The organism is Herbaspirillum seropedicae (assembly GCF_001040945.1).
Lineage (GTDB): Bacteria > Pseudomonadota > Gammaproteobacteria > Burkholderiales > Burkholderiaceae_D > Herbaspirillum > Herbaspirillum seropedicae.
Window position 1 is genome coordinate 885,688 of the sequence record NZ_CP011930.1, and the last position, 18,866, is coordinate 904,553.

At 63.1% G+C, this 18,866-nt stretch carries 18 protein-coding genes; 15 read left to right on the plus strand and 3 right to left on the minus strand.

The features are described 5' to 3' along the window. The 12 genes from pilO2 to ACP92_RS04100 all read left to right on the plus strand — a co-directional run bounded on the left by pilO2 (position 1) and on the right by ACP92_RS04100 (position 11,498). Positions 1-1,266: a type 4b pilus protein PilO2 gene (gene pilO2, locus ACP92_RS04045; protein ID WP_013232844.1), complete on the plus strand. Its 1,266-nt coding sequence runs from the start codon at positions 1-3 to the stop codon at positions 1,264-1,266. Then, positions 1,256-1,765 carry a type IV pilus biogenesis protein PilP gene (gene pilP / locus ACP92_RS04050; protein WP_013232845.1) on the plus strand — a complete coding sequence of 170 codons (510 nt, stop codon included), beginning with the start codon at positions 1,256-1,258 and terminating at the stop codon, positions 1,763-1,765. The genes pilO2 and pilP overlap by 11 nt, the downstream gene beginning before the upstream one ends. Beyond that, complete coding sequence (locus ACP92_RS04055) at positions 1,762-3,387, plus strand: GspE/PulE family protein (RefSeq protein WP_013232846.1); 1,626 nt, start codon at positions 1,762-1,764, stop codon at positions 3,385-3,387. Before pilP ends, ACP92_RS04055 begins: the two co-directional genes overlap by 4 nt. Then, positions 3,377-4,450, plus strand: coding sequence for a type II secretion system F family protein (locus tag ACP92_RS04060; RefSeq protein ID WP_013232847.1), 1,074 nt, complete (start codon positions 3,377-3,379; stop codon positions 4,448-4,450). Before ACP92_RS04055 ends, ACP92_RS04060 begins: the two co-directional genes overlap by 11 nt. 74 nt (positions 4,451-4,524) lie before the next feature. Further along, positions 4,525-5,076, plus strand: coding sequence for a type 4 pilus major pilin (locus tag ACP92_RS04065; protein ID WP_013232848.1), 552 nt, complete (start codon positions 4,525-4,527; stop codon positions 5,074-5,076). Between the two features lie 90 nt (positions 5,077-5,166). Next, the gene (pilM, locus tag ACP92_RS04070) at positions 5,167-5,664 is read left to right on the plus strand and encodes a type IV pilus biogenesis protein PilM (RefSeq protein WP_013232849.1); all 498 of its coding nucleotides are present in this window, start codon (positions 5,167-5,169) and stop codon (positions 5,662-5,664) included. Between the two features lie 53 nt (positions 5,665-5,717). Then, positions 5,718-7,064 carry a shufflon system plasmid conjugative transfer pilus tip adhesin PilV gene (gene pilV / locus ACP92_RS04075; RefSeq protein ID WP_232284900.1) on the plus strand — a complete coding sequence of 449 codons (1,347 nt, stop codon included), beginning with the start codon at positions 5,718-5,720 and terminating at the stop codon, positions 7,062-7,064. After that, positions 7,045-7,542 carry a lytic transglycosylase domain-containing protein gene (locus tag ACP92_RS04080; RefSeq protein WP_013232851.1) on the plus strand — a complete coding sequence of 166 codons (498 nt, stop codon included), beginning with the start codon at positions 7,045-7,047 and terminating at the stop codon, positions 7,540-7,542. Before pilV ends, ACP92_RS04080 begins: the two co-directional genes overlap by 20 nt. A gap of 228 nt (positions 7,543-7,770) precedes the next feature. Then, complete coding sequence (locus ACP92_RS04085; RefSeq protein ID WP_013232852.1) at positions 7,771-8,868, plus strand: type IV pilus twitching motility protein PilT; 1,098 nt, start codon at positions 7,771-7,773, stop codon at positions 8,866-8,868. Between the two features lie 162 nt (positions 8,869-9,030). Continuing rightward, positions 9,031-9,432 carry a CesT family type III secretion system chaperone gene (locus tag ACP92_RS04090; RefSeq protein ID WP_013232853.1) on the plus strand — a complete coding sequence of 134 codons (402 nt, stop codon included), beginning with the start codon at positions 9,031-9,033 and terminating at the stop codon, positions 9,430-9,432. Between the two features lie 51 nt (positions 9,433-9,483). Further along, complete coding sequence (locus ACP92_RS04095; protein ID WP_013232854.1) at positions 9,484-10,929, plus strand: hypothetical protein; 1,446 nt, start codon at positions 9,484-9,486, stop codon at positions 10,927-10,929. A 14-nt stretch (positions 10,930-10,943) separates the two neighbouring features. Continuing rightward, a complete protein-coding gene (locus ACP92_RS04100; RefSeq protein WP_013232855.1) occupies positions 10,944-11,498 on the plus strand; it encodes a phosphoribosyltransferase in 555 nt (184 codons plus the stop codon). A 284-nt stretch (positions 11,499-11,782) separates the two neighbouring features. Here the strand turns inward: ACP92_RS04100 and ACP92_RS04105 are convergent, their stop codons facing one another. Then, complete coding sequence (locus ACP92_RS04105; protein WP_048348496.1) at positions 11,783-11,980, minus strand: hypothetical protein; 198 nt, start codon at positions 11,978-11,980, stop codon at positions 11,783-11,785. On the opposite strand from ACP92_RS04105, the gene ACP92_RS04110 reads away from it, so the two are divergent. The 3 genes from ACP92_RS04110 (at position 11,979) to ACP92_RS24030 (ending at position 16,539) form a co-directional block, all read left to right on the plus strand. Continuing rightward, complete coding sequence (locus ACP92_RS04110; RefSeq protein ID WP_041310170.1) at positions 11,979-13,067, plus strand: hypothetical protein; 1,089 nt, start codon at positions 11,979-11,981, stop codon at positions 13,065-13,067. The genes ACP92_RS04105 and ACP92_RS04110 overlap by 2 nt on opposite strands. A 112-nt stretch (positions 13,068-13,179) precedes the next feature. After that, entirely contained in the window at positions 13,180-15,915 is a 2,736-nt protein-coding gene (locus tag ACP92_RS04115) for a hypothetical protein (protein WP_156181713.1), read from the plus strand. Between the two features lie 126 nt (positions 15,916-16,041). Further along, on the plus strand, positions 16,042-16,539 hold the full coding sequence (locus ACP92_RS24030) for a CesT family type III secretion system chaperone (protein ID WP_013232858.1): 498 nt from the start codon (positions 16,042-16,044) through the stop codon (positions 16,537-16,539). Between the two features lie 56 nt (positions 16,540-16,595). Here ACP92_RS24030 and ACP92_RS04125 read toward each other — a convergent pair whose 3' ends face one another. Continuing rightward, entirely contained in the window at positions 16,596-17,384 is a 789-nt protein-coding gene (locus ACP92_RS04125; RefSeq protein ID WP_049788046.1) for an enoyl-CoA hydratase-related protein, read from the minus strand. Positions 17,385-17,844: 460 nt separating this feature from the next. Continuing rightward, positions 17,845-18,774, minus strand: coding sequence for a LysR family transcriptional regulator (locus ACP92_RS04130; RefSeq protein WP_013232860.1), 930 nt, complete (start codon positions 18,772-18,774; stop codon positions 17,845-17,847). Positions 18,775-18,866 lie beyond the last annotated feature (92 nt).

An 18,866-nucleotide genomic window follows, 5' to 3' on the forward strand; every position in this document is an offset into this window, starting at 1 on the left:
ATGGCCAGCATCGTCATCACACTGGACAAGCACAAGTTCGTCGGCGGCTTGTTCTGGCAGTCCCTGTCCAAGCCGCGCGAACTGAACCGCGAGGCGGCCGACCTGGGTCGCAAGATCGACTCCGACCTGATGGTGATCCGCATGGATCACACCACTGCCCAAGCCGGTTTTGCGCAGTCGCGGGAAGGGATTCGGCGCGGCATGTATTCGCTGGCAGCGGTGGTATCGAAGACGCTGGCCATCGAGGGCGCGTTCTATGACGGCGAACAGCAACCGGTCCACAACTGGCTCGGGGCGTTCAAGCTGCCGGAGGGCAACTGGATCTACTTCGCCGTGCGCGACGCCAACTTCCTGCCCAACGGTGACTTCGTGGGCAGCAAGGAAGAGGTGCTCGATCGCCTGCACAACGATTACGCACTCGGTGGCTGGAACGTGGTGTTGGGCGAGGAAGAGCTCAAGTCCTTCGGGTTCCATAACTTCCAGCCGCGCGACATCCGCAGCTTCATTCCGCAGCGCGCGGATGGCAGCCTGCGCATCCACAAATGGTGGGGCCTGCGCCAGATCGGCGGTCGTCCTTCATGGCTGCCCATGGCCGCTGGCGTGGCTGCACTGGCGGCCCTGTCGCTGGCCGGCGCATGGGGATGGCGGCTCTACCAGCAGAAGCAGCAAGAGCGCGAACGCGAGATCGCCATGCAGCAGGCGCGCGAACGCATTCTGCGCGAAGCCTCGGCGGCGGCGCGGCCCTGGTCCAAGCGGGTAGCGCCGGCCATGCTGGTGCGCGCCTGCCAGAAGCAGTTCGTGCATCCGACCGCGGGCGGCTGGTTGCTGGATTCCTACTCCTGCACCCAGGACCAGCAGACCTACCTGTGGAGGCGCGGGAGCTCTTCCATTGCGATGCTGCGCGAGCAGCTGCCCGAGGCCCAGGTCGACGCTTCCGGCGAACACGCCAGCTATGTGCGTGCGCTCAAGCTGGGCAACCCGCAGAACGAAGAGCTGCAAGACCAGCGCCAGGCCATGGAGCAGGTGCTCTCGCGCCTGCAGATGATGGGGGTACCCATGAAGGTCGTGGCGGCGCCCGCGCTGCAGTTGCAGAACGGTGAGCAGCAGTGGCAGCCGAACTGGCGCAGCTATCTGTTCAAGCTCAACGCCGCCGGCATGGAGCCGCAGGAGATCGCCGGCATTCTCAACCGTCCCGGGGTGCGGGTCGACAAAGTGCTTTATCAAGGATCCGAATGGATCATGGAGGGAACGATCTATGCAAAGTAAGCATTTCAACGCCATGGTCACCGTGGCCATGGCTGCGCTGGCCACTGGTTGGGCGAGCGCTTGCGCCGCCGAGACGACATCGGAAAGCCTGACCCGGATCGAGGCCGAGACCATGGTCCTCAAGGCGCGCGAAAAGCAGCTGGAGATCCAGGCCAGCATCGTCGGCAGGCAGAACGAGATCGCCGCCAAGCAGAGCCTGACGGCGGCCATGACCCAGGCCGAGGTGGTGGGTGATCCGGTGGTGCGGGCCATCGAGGGCATCGGTGGGCGCATGTATGCGACCCTGCAGATGAGCGATGGCAGCGTCATCGATGTGCAACAGGGCGATACCCTGCCGGGCGGCATGAAGATCGTCTCCATCGGCCAGCGCGAAGTGCTGGCGCAGTCCAATGGCCGGCGCCTGCGACTGTCGGGCTACGCGCCGCCTTCCAGCAGCTTCAACCCCAGCTTCCCGCCTGCGGGGATGGCGGGGGCAGCGCTACGGGGAGCGGCAAGATGAAATTGCGTCTGCCACGCCGCCGTGAACAGGCGTTCTCGTCTGCCGGCGGCGCCATTGAAATCGTTCCGGGATTCGACGGCGCCCAGATCCTGAGCCACTCCGGCATGCTCGAAGCCGGCCAGGAAGAACGCAAGCTGCTGTGCCTGCTGGCCGATGGCCGCTTGCTGGTGGTGGCCGGCCAGGAGCTCAATCCGCATGTGCAATCCTACATCGGCCGGCTGGAGCGCCTGGGGCAGCCCTACCAGCTGGTGCCGGGTGACATCGCGGTGATCTACCGGATGAACCGCATCAGCACGCGTATCGGCGGGCCCCAGCCGGAAGAGCGCCATCAGGAGCACACCATGATGCAGGTCACGGCCAAGGACCTGCTCAACAAGGCCTGTCGCTCGCGTGCGTCCGACATCCACCTGCGGGTGCGCAAGAACTGTACGGAAATCTATTTCCGCATCCATAACGACCTGGTGCAGGTGGGCGGCCAGACGCGTGAATACGGCGAGCGCCTGCTGGCCACGCTGTATGGCGCCATGACCTCGGTCTCGGACAGTTCGTACAAGCCGACCGAGCGCCAGGACGCCGCCATCGCGGATCGCGACAAGCTGCCGCCGGCCTTGTATGGGGTACGCATCGCCACGGTGCCCACCAGCGAAGGTTCGGTGATGGTGCTGCGCCTGCTGTACAACGATGCGGGCGACAACATCGACCTGCGTCCACTCGGCTTCTCGGAGGCCCATGCGAGCGCCTTGCAGAAGCTCAAGGAACAGCCGGTGGGCATGAACATCATCAGCGGCCCGACCGGTTCGGGCAAGTCGACCACGCTGCAGCGCGTGCTCACGGGCGAGATCATCGAGGCCGAAGGCAAGTTGCATGTCTTGACCATCGAAGATCCGGTGGAATACCCGATCGACGGCGCGGTACAGACCGCGGTGACCAATGCCGGCAGCGAGGAAGAGCGCTCGCGCGCCTTTGCCGCCGCCATTTCCAACGCCATGCGGCTCGATCCTGACACCATCATGATCGGCGAAGTGCGTGACCGGGCCACGGCCCAGAATGCGCTGCGGGCTTCGATGACGGGGCACCAGGTCTGGACCACGGTCCATGCCAACAGCGCCCTGGCGATCATCGACCGGCTGCTGGATCTGGGCCTACCCGCCAGTCTGGTAGCCGACCATGCGGTGGTGACCGGCCTGATCAGCCAGCGGCTGGTCAAGAAGCTGTGCCCGTGCTGCCGCCAGCCTCTGGCCGCGCGTCCGGAGGTGCTGCCTGCGGCCGTGCTGGCGCGAGTGCGCCAGGCGGTCTCGCCCAGCCTGGACGGCGTATGCGTGACCGGACCGGGCTGCGAGCACTGCGCCGGGCAGGGCACCGTCGGACGCACCGTGGTGGCGGAAATCATCATTCCCGACGACCACTTCTTCCGCCTGGTGCGCCAGGGGGAGAAGAGCGAGGCGCTGCAATACTGGATCGACGAGCTGGGCGGCCAGACGATGCTGGCGCATGCCATCGACAAGGTGGCCTGCGGCGAGATCGATCCGCGCATGGCCGAGAAGGTGGTGGGCCATCTGATCTACGAACGCGCGCCGGTGGCGCCGTTTCTAACCGTGGTGGAGGGGCGCAGTGCTACCTGATCTGAACCGCTGGTGGGCCAAGGCCCAGTTCACCGATACGGCGCGGCTGCGCCTGTACCGCAAGATGTCCAAGATGCTCAGCAATGGCCTGCCGCTGCTGAAGGTGCTCGAAGAGCTGCGCGACCGCGAGTCGCACTATGGCAAGAAACCCAAGGAACCGCTGGCGATCATTCTCGATGATTGCCGCCGCAGCGTACAGAACGGTCGGCTGCTCTCGGAGGCGCTGGAAGGCTGGGCGCCGCGCGCCGAGCAGATGATCCTGATGGCCGGGGAGCAGTCCGGCAAGCTCGAAGGCACCCTGGTGGCGGTGGTCAACGTGGTGCAGGCGCGCAAGAAGATCCATTCGGTGATCGTGGGCGGCATGGCCTATCCGCTGGCGATCCTGGCGCTGGTGCTGTCCTACGTCTATCTGTTCGGGGTCAAGGTGATCCCGCAGTTCACCCTGATGATGGACCCGGCCAAATGGCATGGCGCGGCGCGCTCGCTGTACCTGATGTCGCTCTGGGTGCAGCAGTGGATGGGCTACACGCTGGTAGCGCTGGCCCTGCTGATCGTGCTGCTGATCGTATCGATGCCGCGCTGGCGCGGCAACCTGCGGATCTGGGTCGATCGCACGCCGCCCTATTCGATCTATCGGCTGATGGTGGGCAGCGGTTTCCTGATGGCGTTCTCGGCCCTGCAAAGCGCCGGCGTCACGGTCGAGAAGGCGCTCATGCGCTTGTCGGGCGTGGCCCAGCCGTGGCTGCGCGAACGGCTCGATGGCGCGCTCCTGGGCGTGCGATCCGGTTTGAATTGCGGTGAAGCCTTGCGCAACACTGGTTACGGATTCCCGTCACGGGAGGTCATCGACGACCTGTGCGTCTATGCCGAATACAAAGGCTTCGCCGAAGCCCTGAAACTGCTGGCCGACGAATGGATGGAGCAGGGGGTGGAAATGATTTCCCTGCGCATGAAGGTGGTCAATGGTTTCGCGGTGGTGACCATGGCCATGGTCATCGGCTGGCTGGTGATCGGATTCTTTGGCATCCAGCAGGAAATCGCGGCGCTGGCCCGTGCGCACTAGCCGTCGGCACGTCCACGCAAGCGAGGTTTTTTCAACGAGTTCTACTTGGCACTCAACTTTGATAGGGGTTCATCATGCAAGACGAAAAAGTAAAAGACAGCCATCGGCCAGCCATCCGTTCCGATAGTCCGCTGCAACGCCAGCAAGGCGCCTCGCTGCTGGAGGGCATTGCCTACCTGGGGATCGCGGCCATCGTGGTCATGGGCGCCATCTCACTGCTGACCGGGGCCTTCAGCAGCGCCAAATCGAACCAGGCCAACGAAGAGGTGATCGGCCTGCGCACGGCGGTGCGCAAGCTCTACATGGGACAGACCTATCCCACCACGGCGGTGGTCGATACCTTGATCGCCGCCAAGGCCGTGCCCGGCACGCTGGCCATCGATGGCGGCGCGCTCAAGAATAGCTGGGGCGGGACGGTGGCCGTGGCGGGCAGCGGCACCGGGTTCACCATCACCTATCCGCAGGTGCCCAAGGATGTCTGCGTGAGCATGCTCTCCGGCGCCAACGGCTGGACCTCGGTCAACGCCAATGGCGGCACTGCCGTCCAGACGTTCCCGGTGACGGCCTCCCAGGCCACCGGCCTATGCACGGCGGCGGACAACTCGGTGGTCTATACCTCCAGCTGAGCGCTGGCCTGACGTCCAGTCAGCAACGCCCGTGTTCCAACCTTGCCGCCGGACATGGCGCCGGCGGCGCGCATCGCCAGGGAGTCGTGCATGTGGAATGCCGTAGTGCTGGCCGTGATGATCGCGGCCGCAGGGGTGTACACCACCCGCAATCTCCAGGCGGTCGATCAGGCCCATCAGGAGCTGGCCTCGGCCGATGCGGCAGAGGTGGGCATCTACCGTAACGCCGTGATCGATTATTTCAGCGACCATGACGTGGTCAATACCAGCGTGTCGACCGCCAGCCTCAAGAGCGGCGCCTACCTGCCATCCTGGAGCAGGCTGTACCAGCAGAGCGGGGCGCTGTCCTGGACCAACTACCGCGACGCCGACGGCGTCATCTATGTCTACGCCACCAGCCTGCCGCCGCGCAACCTGGCGGCCGAACTGGCCAGGCTGGCGCGCAATTCGGTATTGCTGGGCGTCTATGACAGCGCCCACGCCACCTTGCAGTCACCGGTGTATGGCGAGACCCACATCCCGGTGACGGCGCTTTCTTCCCTGTCGATTCCCAATGGCGCGCCGGTCTGGCTCGCAATGACGAAATGAACAAGATACCCAGCAGATTGCCTCCCCCGGCGCACCGCCAGCGCGGTATCGCCATGATTGAAGTGCTCGGCGCGCTGGCCGTCGGCGCGGCCCTGGTGATGGGCTTGTCGAGCGTGATGGATACGTCCCTGGAAGATGTGAAAGGGCAGCAGGCGGCCTATCACCAGTCGCAGATCGTGGCGGCCGCGCAGAAGTACATCGCCGCCAACAGCGCCAGTCTGCAGAGCGCGCTGCCGGCCGCTTCGTCGCTGATGGCGGTGGGGGTGCCGCAGCTCATCGCCGGCAAGTTCCTGGCCACTGGCACGCTGACCAAGAACGTCTATGGGCAGACGCCTTGCCTGCTGATCCGCCAGCCGGACCCGGCCGGGGCGCCCGGGCAGTTCGACGCCCTGGTCGTCACCAGCGGCGGCACGCCCATCCCGTCCAAGGCGATTGCCATGATCGCCGCCAATGCCGGGCCGGGCGGCGGCTACATCAGCACCGCCGACCCCGGCAACGCCCGTGGCAGCAACTGGAGCAACAGCACGGCGTTCTATCGCAGCACCACCTGCGCGGGAGGCAACAACCTGAGCGGCGGCAGCGCCGATGGCGGCCATCTGGCCTCCAACCTCTTCTATGACGGACCGGGACAGGTCGCGGCCGACTTCCTCTATCGCAACGCGGTGCCGGGACGTCCCGAGCTGAACCGGATGAATACCCCGATCCGCATGGCCAGCAACGCGCTGGTGGCGCTTGGCTCGTCTTGCCTGAACAGCGCCGGTGTGGCCGAGGCCGGCATGGCCATCGATAGCGCCACGCGCGGCCTGGCGGTGTGCGGCGCGGCCGGCGTCTGGACCTCGCCCACGCAGTGGAAGAATCCCGTGGCCAGCTATGCCAGCCTGCCCGCTGCGGGCAATAGCGTGGGCGACGTGCGCATGGTGACCGGGCTGTCGCGCGCCTTCACTTACAACGGCAGCGGCTGGGTCGCCCTGGCGGTGGACCAGAACGGCGACCTCAACGTGCCCGCCACGATGACGGCCCGCAACGTGCGCACCACGCAGAATATCGTGGCCAATGGAACCATCCATGCCGATCAAGACATTAGTACAGGTGGGTCCGTCTCGGCCGACTATGACGTCAACGCCGCACATGCCGTCAATACAGTCGATCTGTACGCCGCTCACAACGTGGTGACCGAAGGGCTGCAGGTGAACCGCTGGGCGTCCAGCCCGGCGTTCTCGGTAGGCATCAACTATTTCGTTGCCGGCGCGCCTTGTCACTACTCGGAGTGGGACCCCTGGGAAGGCACGAACCACATCACGTTCCCGGTAGGAACGGTGGTCATGGATGCCAATTATGTGCCGCTGATCTGCGGCGCCGACAAAACGATGAGATACGCAAATGGAACCTATACACCCTGAATACCCTGAACATCCTGAACGAGCGAGCTGGCGCAAGCGCCTCCTGTGGCAAGCCGTGGCGCTCATGCTGGCCGCGCTGAGCTACGCTCCGACGCTGGCGCTGGCCTGCTGGAACGAGACCGCCTCCTGGTATGGCGTCAATGTGCACCTGCTGTACGCCATCGCCAAGACGGAATCGAACCTCAACCCCAAGGCCATGAACAAGAACAAGAACGGCAGCTACGACATCGGCATGATGCAGATCAACAGCAGCTGGCTGCCCACGCTGCGCAAGTATGGCGTGACCGAAGAGAACCTGCGCGACCCCTGCGTGAACCTGCAGGTGGGCGCCTGGATCCTGGCCCAGAACATGCAACGCATGGGCCTGACCTGGGACGCGGTGGGCGCCTACAATGCGCGCAATCCCAAGCTGCGCGTGAAGTACGCACAGAAGGTCTACAAGAACATCCCGCAAGAGGTGATGGCGCAGGCGCAGTGATGATCTGTGACAGCAAGGTCATGAAAAACATTGATTTTTAGCTCGCCGCGGCATTTTTTGCTCAACGCCATACGGCCTCAAACGCCCGTGGCAGAGGCAGTGGACGCCAGCGTGTTGAAGATTCTTGAACATTTGCGACGCGCCAAGCAGGTATAGTAGACTCATTCGCTGGCGTCTCGCCAAACGCCGTCAATCAAGACAAAAAGTGCTAACAAATCAGGTGGCTGAATGTCAAATGATCTTTTCCTCGCCCGGGACCTGCAAAGAGAACTGCTGGCGCTTGTCAATTCTTCCCAGACGTTTTCCGATATCCATATCGAGCAGGATCAGCCGCTCATGCTGAAGACGCCGCGCGGGTGGCAGCCGGTGCACGACATGCCGGTGGTGATCGAGCAGCTCGCGCCCCTGCTGTCGGCCATCGACGAAGACTGGGAAGACAAGATCATCGACGGCGCGCTCGATTGTCCCTATGTGTTGGGCGAATGGCGGCTACGCTGCAATATCTATCGCATGGCGCGCGGCAGCAAGGTGGCGGTGTCGATCCGCCGCTTTCCGCTGGAACCGCTGGCGCTGGAACGCACGGGCCTGCCCAGCTATGTCAAGACGGTGCTGGAAGCCACCAAGGGCATCATCCTCGTCACGGGTCCGACGGGCGCGGGCAAGACCACGACGATCGCGTCGATGCTCGACTATATCAACGCCTCCCGCCGCGGCCACATCATCACCATCGAAGAGCCTATCGAATACGAATTGCAGCGCAAGCAGTCGATGATTTCGCAAAAGGAAGTGCCGACCGATACCGAGAGCTTTTCTTCAGGCTTGCGCGAGGCGCTCAGGCAGAAGCCGGATGTGCTGATGGTGGGCGAGATCCGCGATTTCGACACGGCCGACACGGTCTTGCACGCCGGCGAGTCAGGCCACCTGGTGCTGGCCACGCTGCACACCAGCAGCGCCGTGCGCGCGATCACCAAACTGCTGGGCTTCTTTCCCCAGGAGCAGCGCGCCCAGCGCGCCGCCACGCTGGCCGAAAGCCTGGTGGGCGTGATCTTCCAGAGCCTGTTGCCTTCCGAGGATGGCGAACACCATGTGATGGCCAGCGAGATGGTCTTCAACAACAACCAGCAGATCGCCGCCTTCATCAGTGACCCGGCCAAGCTGCATCTGATCGGCGATTTCATGAAGCGCAAGGAAGACAACATGTCGCGCAGCCTCAATGAAGTGCTGCTGCAACTGGTGCACAAGAAGAGCGTCTCGGCGCGCGATGCCTTGCGGGTGGCCTACAACCGGCTGGAATTGCACGAGATGCTCAACAGCGCCAAACGCTGATCCCGTTTTCATCGGACACAGGCCTGCACAGACGTTCAGGCATCGACGACCTCGCAAGAGGTCGTTTTTTTTGCCCCCGCTGAAGCTCAATGATGTTCACCGGCAGGAACCGCGATGCCGGTCCGAGGCACCCATGGGTTATTCCACAACAAGGGGAACCCCATGTCCAGAAGCCGCTTTATCGAACTGACCAATGATTTCTGCGAGCTCGCCCACGTCGATCAACCAGAGCTGATGGTGCAGGGCAATGCCATCGCAGTCGATGGCGTCGATTTCTTCGTGCAATACGATGAAGAGCTGTCCCCCGATCACCTGATCGTCTACTGCGACTTCGGAGAGCCGCCGCCAGCGCGACGGCTGGAGGCGTACCAGGCGCTGCTGGAGGCCAATATGCTGATCTATGCCGCCAACTCGCCCGCCTTCATGCTGGGCCCGGACCAGCGCGTGGTCTTCGGCTACCAGTGCCGCCTCAATGAAGTGCGCGCGCCGGAACTGATGAACATCTTCCTGAACCTGGCCGAGCAGGCGCGCGACTGGCGCACCGACCATTTCCTGGGCGACTGAGCCAGGCGCTTGGCCGTCATTGTCCTACCTTCCATCCACCGAGGAGCCGTCATGGGTCCAATCAACGATAAAGCGAATATCACGGCGGGCTATTTCCATCACGTCGACGATACCACCAAGACGGCGACCGCCTTGCGGGCGACGTACCAGCCCAGCCTCAACAACAAGATCACCAACAAGTTCGCGCGCATGGACATGCCGCGCCTGGCAGGCTTCACCAATGCCGTGCGCGACTTCGATCTGTCGATCCGGCAGTCGTGGAACCGCAATCGACTGGCCAGCGCACGCAACAAGATCGATGACCTGCGCGCCAAAGGCGAGGGTGGCGACAAGAGGCAGCGCCTGCAGGCCTCGGTCGAGCGCCGCGAGCACAAGGACGTACGCCATACGGACAAACGCGCCATCGGCGAGGCAGCGGTGCATCAGGCTCTCGAGGACGAAACGAAGGCGGCCCAGGATTTGCTGCAGGCACGTCTTGCGTCGCTCCAATACCAGCCTCTGGAGGGACTGCGCGCGGTCGAACATGAGCGCGTGAGCAGCCGTTACCTCAGCGCCACCGGTGATGGCCATCGCATCAAGATCCATTCGGAGGGACCGCCGCGCCTGGCCGCGATGGTCGCCAACCAGGTCAGTGCGGGATATGACCGCGGATCGAGCGGCATTTCCAATCGGACGCGCAGCGCCATGCAGCACGCCTTGGTCGGCATCCAGGGTGCGGCGCTGTCGATCAAGGGCGGCGTGGCCGGGCAACTGGCCGGCAGCCGCATCCTCGACCAGGGCAGCCGTGCGCGCATGGATGTCAGGGCTGCGCGCGCGGGCGAGAAGCGCGAGATGCTGCAGGCCTCCTTGCGCGGCAACGTGGCGCTCAATGCGGCCTACCAGCAAACGGTGGAGCAGCAGATCGCCGCGGCCGGCAGGCGCCAGGATGCGCGCGCTGCTCCCGGTGGAGAGGACTTGCCGGAGTACGTGGTGCGGGCCTCGCACGAGGGCGTCAAGCCACCGCAGACCCGTTTTTGGGATCGCAAGGTGAACCAGTTCTACGCCGCCACACCGGCCAAGACCGAGGCCGCCGCGGCTGCAGATGACGCCTCCAGCATCAGCTCCCTGGACGAGAAAGAAATGGAGCAGGAGCAGAGCACACAGCGCAAGCCGGGCCGGCTGGGACGTTTCGTGCTCGGTGTGAGCAACCTGCGCAACAAGCGCGAGGTAAGGCGGGCCGCAGCTGACGTGGCGATCGCCCAGGCCAAGCTGGCGGGCTCTCCCGCCCAGGAAAAGGAGAAAGTCTACGAGGACGCGTGGCAGCGTGGCAATACGGCGCTGGCCAAGTCTTCCCACGCTTACGCGACGCGGCGCTCGGCCTGGTCGGGCAAGCTGATGGAAACGCTGCAGCAGCAGGAGATACGCAATTTCCAGAACGACGCCTTTCCAGCCCAGGCTGACCTGAACGAGCAACTGCCCTGGCAGCGTCGTCCCGGCGACGAGCGCGACGAGCGCTGAGAGAGGAGACAGGCATGCTGGATCTGACGCAATCGCAACCACCCGCGTGGATGGATTTCAGGCGCACCCGCATCGTAGGCTGGCAGGAGATAGAAGACATGGTGCAGCCCCATCTGCATGAGATCGCCACACGTTACGACCTGCTGGTGGCCATCCTGCGCGCCGGCAGCCCGGTGGCGGCGCTCATTGCGCGTCACACCGGCATGCCGATCGATTACCTGGTCTGCAGCCGGCGCAATGCCGAGCCGCATTTCCTGGACGGGACGGTGCGTGCGCCCCGTGGCCGCCGCATCCTGCTGGTTGACGATGTCTGCGGCAGCGGCTGGACCTTCGAGCGCGCGCGCGCCTATTGTGCGGCGCTGGGCAACGTCACCGGGACCTTCAGCGTATTCCGCTGCGATGCGCCCGAGATGTACGTGCCCGACTATAGCCTGCCGGCCGCGCCCGACGACTATCTGCGCTGGCCCTGGGAATACCAGGCTGAGAGCGAGATGCCGCCACAGCCTGCACTGTCCGTACCCTCCACACCATCCGCACCATTTCCATCGCCCGCACCGTTGACCGCCTGAGGTCTTCTGCGGCGCCTGTCGCGCCGCAGTCAATCCGTTCAATACCCTCAATATCCTCCATCCACCCCGGTCGCAGATCGATTGCGAACCGGGGTGCACCCGCCTCACTCCCCCTGTGCTGAAAAGCAGCCGCGGTAGTGACAGCTGCGCAGCCGTGATGACGTGATGACGTGCATGCGCGCATGGAACTGTCATCACCGCAGCTCCCACCCATAGTCATCGATAGGGCCGATCCCCGGCAAGGCAGGACGCGATTCTCGCGAGGCCGGCTATTCGCTCTCTCCTTACCCAAGGCGCAATGCCGTGATCGAGGTCGTCTGTTGTTGACGCGATGCGATTGCAGTACGCCGCCGCGGGCTTGATACGCGACCGCACTGGCCGAGCACGGCGGGTGCAAGCACACATCGGCTTTTGATGACGACGTCGCCGACGTCCTGCGCAACGAAAGCCTTTTTCATCACATTCATATTGAAGAAAATCATGCATATCCCTTCTCCCTGCTGCAGCACCACTCCGCCGCCCGAAGTCAACGAACTGCAGGACCGCGCGCAACCGGCGGGACAACAGCGCGCAACGGTTACCGAGCAACCGCAGCCGCACACCGGCCTTCCTAGCTTCATTCCACCCAGTCGCGGCAACGTCGCGGCACTCTACGATAGCGTGCCGCGCCGCGCCAGCCAGGAGTCGATCGAGCGGCCCCCATCGCGCACTTCCATTGCCTCGGCGGGCCCCGGCAGCGGTAGCCGTGATGAGCTGGAAACCCTGGCAGCGGCAGGCCGTGAGCTGCGCACCAACCTGGAGGCCTGCAAAGCGTCGGGCGACTACAGCCGTTACGGCGAGTTGGTCAATATCGGCGGTGTGGCCGCACTCAAGTTCAAGGACGACGACGAAGGCATCCAGAACTTCCGTAGCCTGCTGGCGGCCTCCAAGGAAGCCATGGGAATCAACGGCGTGGCAGTGCTGATCCGCCCCAAGACCGGATATCCGGGTTCTGAGCTGTTCGCGCTGGAGAAAGACAACTTCCAGACCGTCGGCGGCGTCACCCATGAGGGCACCGCCATCAGCATCTGCAAGGGTGGCGGCAAGATGCCTAACGACACCCGGTTTACCGACATCATGGATGTCCTCTACGAGGTCAACTACAAGCGCAACGGCACGCCGCTGCACTTTGCCTGCCTGTCCTCCATCGCGGATCTGTACAACAAGAAATGCGGCGCCGAAACATTTGGCGTGGTCGCCAAAGAGGCCAAAGACCATACTCCTGGCTGGGGCGACGAACACACGCAGCACTTCAAGAAGGCATGGGATACCTTCGTCTTCGAGACCGAGATCGATGGCAAGCCGACCACGATCAACCTGCCCCTCGTCGGTATGCGCATCAATCCCCAGTTGCGCGCAGAGATCAAGGAGACCGGCAAGGCGCTTGGCAAGGCCACCCAGGACTCTACCGACTTCTCCAAGCTGGACGTCTACGCCGGCGCGGTCGATATGTACGCCGCGGCACAAGCCAAGGACAAGCAGGAAAAGCAGCAAAAGCAGGCAGCACAAGCCGAGCAGGTCGCGGCTTAAGTAAGCTCCTGCTCATCCAACAGAACTGATCAATCTTGCAGCCGGCAGTGGCCGGCTGCAAGTCACCTCACTCCAATCGGCGCGCACCAAGGTCGCGGCATTTCATCTCGCTTTGCTCCCTGGCATAGAGCGCCATGGCAAAGCGGCCGCGCACACACGGCCAAGACGGTCGATTGGATCCCCAAAGAAAGGCATGGAAATGGTCCAGGCAAGCGGTTCGACAGATCGAACAAAACAGGTATCAATCAGCCCCGATGTCATTGAGATGGAGACCAATCCGTCTTCCGCCGCACGCGAGGGCGTCAAGGCTGCGCAGAGCAATCTCTCCTCCAAGGCATTGGGCAAGCAAGCCAAAACTGCGGCCTCAGGCCCGCTCCCCACGCAGTACGTCGCGGCCATGGCGCCCGCTGCTGTTCCGGCACGGGTGCATCCCGCCAATATCCCGAAAAAGATCGTCAATCACTTCTTCCCGCCGCCGCCGGAAAATGTGGGGGAAATCCTGACTTCCTATGAGGAGGCGATCAGGACCGTGCGCGAGTCACGGCCGGTTGACGAAGCCAAATACGAGGCATTCCAGACCAAGCGGCTGGAGGCGCTCGAGCTGGAATCCAAGGCGGCCTTGATGAGCCGGCAGCTCGCCATGCTGGAAGACATCCAGCAGCACGCCGACGCGGCGTTGAATGTAGAGAACCTGCCGGACAATGTGGCCAAACTGATTTCCGACACCGTGGCCACGCTCCCGCACGCTGAGCGAAAAGGCGTCGTGGCCGAAATGAAGAAGAGCGTGGAGCAGGCCTGGAAAGCCGTGGATACGGCCTGGGACAAGGCGCTGGTCGATTATCTGGACGCCCATCAACTGAAGCGCCCGGAGCTGGAAAAGGGTTTTGCGCGGGCAGGTTCCCCTGCCTACGCCTCGCGTGTCATCGCTCCGGCGCTCCTGAGCGCTGCTACCGCCATTCCCTCGTTCATCCACGCCTCGACCCCGGAGGGCCGCCTGGGGGTGACCGGGGCCAGTGCATTGACCACCTTGCTCATTGCCAGCCTGATTCATCCACTGACGTATGCTGGCACCACATTGACCTCGGTAACGTGGTCGGACCGGCTGTTTGATCACGCTGCAGATATCCAGGATCTGCTCGGCACCAAGATGATCGACGAGGTCGACAAGCAGTTGCAGGCAAAGCAGGGCAAGGCCAATGAAGCCCTGCAAGGCTGGAATGCCGTCAAGGGCGGTGACGATGTCCACGCCAAGGAGACGGCGCTGCAAGGGCTGCAGGACGCCGTCAAGGATCTGGAAGCGGCCAACCATGAATATCTCATGCGCGCAGACCTCAACCGCGTGTATATACAGGGATTCGGGATCCAGGGGCTGAACAACGGCGCGAAGTATTACGGCAACGTGGCGCTGGGCCCCCTGGCCGCGGTGTTGGGCTCCACCGCCGGCGCCAGTATCCAGCTCGGTATCGCGGGGGCGCAGTTCGCCTCGCATATGGCAGTCTCGCCTTATGACGAGAAGAACAAGCAGTTGAGAATGTTCTACCTGCGTATGCGGGCCTCGGCCCCCAGGCCGGGCGAGACGCGGGAAGAAACGCTGCAACGATTCGGCAAGGAGATCCGCGATCCCTTCAAGGTGGCCGAAGGCGCGCTGCAGCAGATCTTCACCGCTCGCGTGGGCAAGCTCGATACGGACATCGCCGACACCCTCAAGATCAAGCCGAACGAATGGCAGATGGTGGTCAAGCTCAACGAATTTGAAGAGGCCGGTGGTGAACCGGGCGTCTTCGAGGGCGACTTGGAGGCGGCCCTGGCAGTGAGAGCCCGCATCCAGACAACCAAGAATGCGCTGCCGGCGAAGGACCAGGAAAAGCTGGAAAAGAAGATCAGCGAGCGCAATGACACGGCGCAGGACATCCGGCATGTCGCCGCCAGCGAGTTTTCGAAAGTGTCGAAACTCAACCAAGGGGAAGTCTATCAAGGCCTGCAGATAACGCCGCCTTCCTCGGGCATCCTGGAAGGCCTGAAGAACTTCTTCGCCGGCCCCTTCAGCCCGGAATTCCTGATTGGGATGAAGCAAGGAAAGGCCCGCATGGAATTGCCTCAGGAAGTGATGACGACCTACGGGATGTCCTATTGGGCTGCATTCCAGCTGGGAATCTGCGGCGAGAATGGTCCGCTTATCCTGTCCAAGCTGGCCCAGCTCTGCCTGGCCGGAGCGGCCTACGGGATGACCAAGGAATCACCCAGCGACAAGGCCACCATCGCATTGCAGTCCACCTTGGCCGGTATTAATCTGCTGGTGACGGGCGTGCTGATCTATTCCTCGTACCAGCTCTTGAGCATCGTCTTGCATCCCAAGATGAAGCGTGAAAAATATGGTCCCCTGGCAGGCGGACGCAGCGCCGAGGCCAACACCACCTACCTGGCCAGTCTACTGAAAGACCGCGAACCGCATCGCGCTGAACGCACCCGCGATGACGCCGACGCCGGATTGCAGCGCACCGGCATGGGCGCTGGCTTCAGCAAGGAGCTGGGAAAGACCATCGTCAGGCGGTTGACCGTGCTGGCGCGGGAATCGATCCCCGCTGGCAAGGCCAGAGATCACTTCCTTGAGTCGGTCGGAACGCTCGATACGATCAAGAAGGAAATCGAAAGACAGAATCCGGAATTGGCAGAACAGATGCACAAGGAAAGCGAAGCGCTGCTGGATAACGCCGAGATGATGCATGGCGCGATCCAGGAAATCTCGGAGTCAAGCGCGCCGCCGCCGCTGGAAGCGTTGTCCCTCGAAGAACAGGAAGACCGGCCCAAGCAGCCCTCTGGTCCTCCCAGTCCCACCGACGACAAGTAACGGCTCGGTGATCCGGACGGGTTCATTGCAAGCATAGCGTGACCTGTCCGAGAGGAGAATCGAAACGCGGTCGGCCACGAGCCGGCCGCGTTGTCTGTCAACACTTCAGCCCTCAACGAGGACGCAATGGCAATAAAAGAATTCTATCGGTTCATCGACAAGATCTGCGAGCTGGCTCGCATCCCCCATCCCCAATCGCTGTATGAACGCGCGGACATCGAGGTGGACGAAGTCAAGTTCACCCTGGTGGACGCGAGCGGCAAGAGCGGCCGCTGCATGCATGTCTATTGTGATTTCGGTCCCTTGCCCAATGGACCGGATCGACAGACGGTGTGCTACCGGCTGCTGGACCTCAACCTGGAATGTTTCGCCAACAGGGAACCGTGCTTTTCCATCGATACGACCTCCAATCACGTGGTCTTGATGGACCGTGTTCCTTTCGATGCGGAGACCGCGCTGGAGACGCTGAACATGCTGGCCAAGCTGGCGGCGCAGGCCAAGCAATGGCGTTCGGGCTACTTCCTGCCGAGCGAGGAAGCGGCCTCCGGCACCACCGTCAAGCGCGGCGGCAGCGCGGCCTTTTTCAAGAACAGGTCGATGGTCAACGCTAGCGCAGGGACCTGAGACGCTATCAGCGTCACGCCGTCGAGACAGGCGCTGCATGGCCCGCTGGCCTATCCTCAGTCGACGTCCCAATCCTGGCCATCCAGGACGATGCGCCGTGGCCCAGGCGCGCTGCGTTCGGCATGCAGGCCCAAGCGCGCCCGCACCGAAGGACAGGCGCGCATGCGTACACCGATACGCACGGCGTCGACGCTCATGTCCACCGTCGGCGGCGCGGCGGCGATGGCGCGGATCAATTTGTTGGCGCTGTGCTGGACGTGCACGTCGCCCAACAAGAGCGAGGCCAGCAAGGCGCCGATCTTCTCGTCCAGCAGTTCGACCGGCACCGCTTCATGCGCCAGCCCCAGCTCACAGGCGCGCGCCGCGGTGAGCAATTCATTGGTCTGGAAATAGCGTTGGCATTGCCGCGCACCGATGGCGCGCACCAGATGCGGCGTGATGACCGCCGGCGCCATGCCGAGCCGGTCGTCCCCCATGGTGAAGTGCGCGTGATCGGCCGCGATACAGATGTCGCAGGCCGCAGCAAGCCCCGCGCCGATGCCGGCGGCCTTGCCTTGTACGCGGGCCACGGTGGGCTTCTCGCATTCCGCCAGGACCTGCAACAGTTGCGCCAGCTTGCGCGTATCGTCCAATGCGCCATTGATCGGCGCGTCGGCCTGCGCCCTCAGCCATTGCACTTCGATGCCGTGGGAAAAACTTTCGCCACGGGCGGCCAGCACGATGGCGCGCACTTCCGGATCCTTTGAAAAGACGCCGACGGCGCGGATGATATCGCGGGCAGTGAGGCGGTCGATGGTGTTGCCGTCATAGGGGCGATTGATCCAGATCCAGCCGACGCTGGCCAAACCGTGCTTCTTCGTTTCCGTTTCGACGCAAGAGGGAGGGACGCGTGCGTTCATCATGATATCCGTCAGTGGGGGAGGGCGACTGCCCGTGCCTTGGCGTGGACCGCGGCGGGGCGGAGCGGACTGGCTGCGCCGGCACGATGATGTACCGGAAACCCGAGAGGGATCGGCCGACTGTTCTGAGGGCGCCTAGCGCACTATAGGGCCTGTGGATTTTTTATGTCAATCGATTTGACGGAGGGTGAGGCGATGTTGTCGACACGCTCTGCAGTGGACGCTGGTCCATCAAGATCAGCCGTTCCTCCTGGCTCGGCAGTGCATTGGCGATGCTGTTTTCTCAATATACTTTCTGAGTATATTTCCTATCGCAAATCGGTCATTTGCAGCGCGAGCGTTGATGATTACACTCCTGGCCATCTCCGTAGTCGATCTCCGCGGTCGATTTCTGTGGTCGATTTCTTTAGTCGCCGCCCTGATCGGTCTCATCACTTGACCGCATCCGTTCCAGATGCGCCATGTAGCGAGCCAGCGTCGGATTGCCATTGTCAGCGCGATAGACGAAAGACACCGGATGGCGCAGCGTGAGTTCGGGATGATCGACCAGCACCACGCCTTCCGGGCAGGTATAGGCGCTCACGTCGGAGACGATGGCATAGCCCACACCGGCGGCGACCAGGCCGAGAATACTCAATACATCGCTGGCCAGCTGGGCCTTGCGCGGCACCAGGTTGACCATCTGGCACTGGTAGTTCAGGAACTGGTCATAGCCCGGCGCGACCTCGGCCGGGAACCAGATCGCCGGCTCATCGTGCAGCGCCGCCAAGTGCCTGGGCACCTGCCGGGCCAGTTGGCTGTCGCGCGGCAGGGCCAGCTTGAGCCGGCATTCGAACACCTGGATCTCGCCGAATTCGTGCGCCAGGAACTGGTCATTGGGCGGATATCGCCAGGCCAGGAAACCGGCATCCAGATCACCGCTTCTGATCCGTTCCAGCTGCCGAGCCGAGAGGCCCGGCTCCAATGACACTGCGATCTGCGGTTCAGCCTGGTGGAAGTGGCGCAGCGAGCCAAGGATCCGCGGGTGCCAGCCGAAATTGGGCGTGATGCCCATGCGCAGATTGCCTTCCAGGCCCTCGGCCACGCGCGCCACTCGCTGCCGCGTCTCCTGCAGGTCGGCCAGCATGCGACGGGCGTCGATCACCAGCTGCTGCCCAGCGGCAGTGAGCGTCGCACCGCGTACGCTGCGATCGAACAGCGCAGCGCCCAGCTCTTCTTCCAGGTACTTGATCTGCCGGCTCAGCGCCGGCTGCGCGATGTGCAAGCGTCGCGCAGCTTCGGCCACGCTGCCGTGCTCGACCACACCGAGGAAATAGCGAAGATGGCGGAATTCCATGGCGAATGAGATATACCTGTGAAGTATAAAAATTATACTGAAAAGGAATTTTTAAGTATAGATCGCAAGTCCTATACTGCGCAGACTAATCA